This is a genomic window from Mesorhizobium sp. M0243 (assembly GCF_040321775.1).
GTDB lineage: Bacteria > Pseudomonadota > Alphaproteobacteria > Rhizobiales > Rhizobiaceae > Mesorhizobium.
The window spans coordinates 1-3,106 of sequence record NZ_JAMYSF010000063.1; the positions used below are offsets into that span (position 1 = coordinate 1).

At 59.0% G+C, this 3,106-nt stretch carries 2 protein-coding genes; both read right to left on the reverse strand.

Going from position 1 to position 3,106, the window contains the following annotated elements; genetic code table 11:
- Window positions 1-782 (reverse strand): chemotaxis protein CheB (locus tag NKJ11_RS33550; RefSeq protein WP_352795167.1); only part of this gene is annotated, 782 nt, incomplete at its 3' end.
- Entirely contained in the window at window positions 775-3,048 is a 2,274-nt protein-coding gene (locus tag NKJ11_RS33555; RefSeq protein WP_352795168.1) for a hybrid sensor histidine kinase/response regulator, read from the reverse strand. The genes NKJ11_RS33555 and NKJ11_RS33550, both read right to left, overlap by 8 nt.
- Window positions 3,049-3,106: the final 58 nt, after the last annotated feature.

A 3,106-nucleotide genomic window follows, 5' to 3' on the forward strand; every position in this document is an offset into this window, starting at 1 on the left:
CGATAAACATTGTCCTTGGGGCTGGGCGTATAGCCAAGTTGCCGAGCTGACTTGAAAACCAGATGATCCGCAGAACTGGCAACGAGAACGGTGCCCGCTTGAGGACTATCCCTTTCCCGCGCCGGACGGATCGGGAGAGGCGTATGCTGCCCCAGCCAATCAACGAGGCCTGGAACGAACTGAGCATCGAGATGCTGGACCAGTACAATCGCGCCGCCAAAGTCAACGGGAAACGAACTCAGGACTGCGGCAACGGCAGCCGGCCCGCCGGCAGAGGCACCGATTGCAATCAGGCGTCGAGGTGTCGGCTCAGCCGCACGTGACATCCGCCTTTTTGCCTGGGTCGGCGCATCACCGATCAGCTTGCCGATCGTTCCTATCTTGTTCGTCAAAAGCCGGGCGGATTGCGAGGACGCGTTACCTTCGATGCCCACCGACGGAATATCGACTGCGTCAAGGGCGCCATGACCCATTGCTTCGTAGACGCCGGCGAGGTTGGCTTCGATACTGGCGGTCACAAGCAAGATTGAGCACGGAGTTTCCGCCATGATTCTGCGGGTCGCTTCAACGCCATCCATCTCTGGCATCGCTAGATCCATCAGTATCAGATCCGGCAGATCTCGTCTGCAGACCTCGACCGCCTCTCGCCCATTGGTCGCGATCCACGCGACCTGATGTTCGCCGGTCGACAGGACCAGTCGACGCAGAAGTTCGACCGCCATCGGCATGTCGTTGACTACGCCGATTCTCATTCGCTGGCGTCCCATCTCGATTTCATTCAACCGCCTCGCCAATCATGTCCACGACGGCATGGATCAGCGCCTCGTCCTGAAAGCTACTCTTGGTCAGATAATAGTCAGCACCTGCGTCGAGCCCGCGCGCGCGATCTTCTTCCCGATCCTTGTATGAAACGATCATGATGGGTGTGTTCTTGAGATGAGTGTCCTTTCTGATCAAACTCACCAGTTCGATGCCATCCATGCGAGGCATGTCGATGTCGGTGACGACGAGGTCGAAAGGACCAGACCGGACGGCATTCCACCCGTCCATACCGTCGACCGCAACTTCGACCTCATAACCGTAATTGCCCAGCATCTTGCGCTGGAGTTCGCGAACCGTCAGTGAATCGTCAATCACGAGCACGCGCTTGCGCCTGCTCGCTTCGGGACCCCCCGCGGCGCGCCGAAGAGTTCGAAATCCGCTCGACGACGCAAGCTTCTCCACCGATCGGATCAGATCGTCGACGTCGAAGATCAGAACAGGCGAACCGTCTTCCATCAGAGCTGCTGCGCTGATATCCTTAATTTTGGCAAACCGTGGATCGAGAGGTCTGATCACTAACTCGCGTTCCCCGAGAAAACGGTCGACGATCAGGCCGTACGCATCGCCCCGGCCCGCATCCACGACGACGACCGAGAGTTCGTTCGGTTCCGATCCGGGCTCACCTCGATCCAGCACCTCGCGCGCGGTGACCAGCCCAATCTGTCGATCATTCAATCGAAAATGTGGCCGCCCCTGCAGGAGAGTGATCTGCGTCCGCTGCAGTTTCAAAGTCTTGGAAATGGCAGCGAGTGGAAAAGCATAAGGCTCCCCATCGACATCGACGAGCAGCGTGCGCAGGACCGACAACGTCAGCGGCAGTTGCAGTTGAAATCGGGTTCCGTGCCCAAATTCTGAGGAGACGCTTGCGACTCCCCGCACTTCCTTCGTCATGGCTTGCACTGCATCGAGCCCCACACCGCGACCGGAGACGTCGGTAATGCCCGCTTTCATCGAAAAGCCTGGCAGAAACAGGAATGCGAGCAATTCGGTTTCGCTGAGTGTGTCAGCACTTTCCCTGGTTGCAAGTTGCCGGGCGACGACAGTCTCGCGCAGCTTCGAGAGCTCGACCCCCCTGCCGTCATCCACCACGGCTATCTGCAGCAGCCCGGCACTATGCCTCGCTTCGAGCCTGATCAGCCCCTCTTCGGGTTTACCCATCGCGAGGCGCTCATCAGGCGGTTCAAGCCCATGGTCTACAGCGTTGCGCAGGAGATGCCCCAAAGGGGCATCAAGCTGCTCGAGGATATCACGGTCGATGCCGGTCGAGCCGCCTACGATCTCCAGTCGCACCCGCTTGCCAAGGGTACGACCGAGGTCGCGGATCGTTCTCGCATAGTGTCGCACGCCGTCCTCAAAAGGCCGCATCCGGCTCGCCAACGTTTCATCGTACAATCTGTTGGCAAGATCAGTCGCTTTCCGATCCACTGAATCCAATTCATCGAGACGCTCCGCCAGGAACGCTTGGTTCAACCGAAGCTTTCGCTGCGCTTCAGCCAGCGCCTCCACCACCGCCGCATTGTTTGAAACCGGCGGCAGCATTGCATGAAGATTGTCGAACGAACTCGCGAGGTCCGCTTGAAGTCGCTTCAGCCGTAGCAGCCCGTCAGCGAATGGCCTGAGTCGCCGAGCTTCCATCAGCGACTCGCCAGCCAACCCGAGCAATCGGTTCAGGCTGTCTGCCGTCACCCGAACCATTCTATCAGAGCCGATGCTGCCCTGGGCTTGCGGTTCCGCCGCAACTAGGAGGTTCGCTGAAGAGGTCGTCGCCAGTTGCTCCTGGGCATGATCTGGAGTTGCGAAATCAGCTGCAGAATCTTGGGGCCCGGGCTTTGCCTTGGGGAGGGACAATTCCTCGAACTTCGCGAGAAAGGTTTCGACTTCTGAGTTGGCGCTGTCGCTCGATGATCCCGATGCGATCAATTTCAAAAGGTCAGAGCCCTGCAGAAGCGCATCTATATGCTCCCGTCGCACCCTCAGCTGCCCACGTTGCGCGGCGACCAGGCAGTCTTCCATCGCATTTGCAACTTTGACCGCGGGCATCAGGTCGATGATGCGGGCAGCTCCTTTCAGGGAATGCGCGGCACGCATGCATGCTTCCAGGGCGTCGGGGGCGATAGGATCGCGTTCGAGTGCCAGAAGCCCAGAGGTTAGAGCCTGTGACTGCGTCTCCAGTTCGGCCTGGAAGAGGGTGAGCATCGAAACCTGGCTGAAGTCTCCATCTGTCATGCGATGCTCCGGTCAAGCATCGTGAGCAGTTGTCGTGGATCGAGACAGCCAACGGCTC

What these genes read in the sequence shown, in the direction of transcription:
- NKJ11_RS33555 (WP_352795168.1), bottom strand. Translation starts at nt 3,048, where the DNA reads ATGACAGATGGAGACTTCAGCCAGGTTTCGATGCTCACCCTCTTCCAG.